The sequence below is a fragment of the Psychromonas algicola genome, from assembly GCF_004378355.1.
GTDB lineage: Bacteria > Pseudomonadota > Gammaproteobacteria > Enterobacterales > Psychromonadaceae > Psychromonas.
This window is the reverse complement of sequence record NZ_SNUB01000084.1, coordinates 1-619: the sequence shown is the minus strand read 5'-3', so window position 1 is coordinate 619 and position 619 is coordinate 1. Positions and strand designations below refer to the sequence as shown.

The 619-nt window shown below is 38.6% G+C and carries 1 protein-coding gene; it reads right to left on the bottom strand.

Annotated features, from left to right (window positions below):
• Positions 1 to 33: 33 nt before the first annotated feature.
• Positions 34 to 619 (bottom strand): IS256 family transposase (locus E2R67_RS16455; RefSeq protein ID WP_134292020.1); only part of this gene is annotated, 586 nt, incomplete at its 5' end.

Genomic DNA, 619 nt, shown 5'->3' with positions numbered 1-619 from the left:
GACCCTGTAAATAATTCTGTGTAATTACCATTTTTACAGATGTTTTTTCAAGCGGTCTTCAAACTCTATTATAAACCGATTCATGGCAGCTCTCCAACTATGGATCGGTTTTGACCATTTCTTCGATGCGGCTCTAATCGCCAAATAGATGACTTTCTTTGCTGAATCATCACTTGGAAATACCTTGCGGTTCTTAATGGCCTTACGAATGACGCTGTTTAATGACTCTATTGCATTCGTTGTATAAATCGCTTTCCTGATATCTCTCGGATAACGATAAAATGTATTTAAGTTATCCCAGTTGTTACTCCAAGACTTTGATATTTGAGGGTATTGTCCATCCCACTTATCTCTAAATGACTCAAGTGCAGCCAATGCAATTTCTTCTGTGTCAGCCTGGTAAATCAATTTTAAATCGGCGGTGACGGCTTTGTAATGTTTCCAAGAGACGAATCGGAGTGAATTGCGTATCATATGCACAATACAGAGCTGTATATGCGTTTCTGGATACACAGTATTAATCGCATCTGGAAAGCCCTTCAAGCCATCTACACAAGCAATTAATATGTCTTCAACACCTCGGTTCTGTAATTCAGTGAGTACATTTAACCAGAACTTA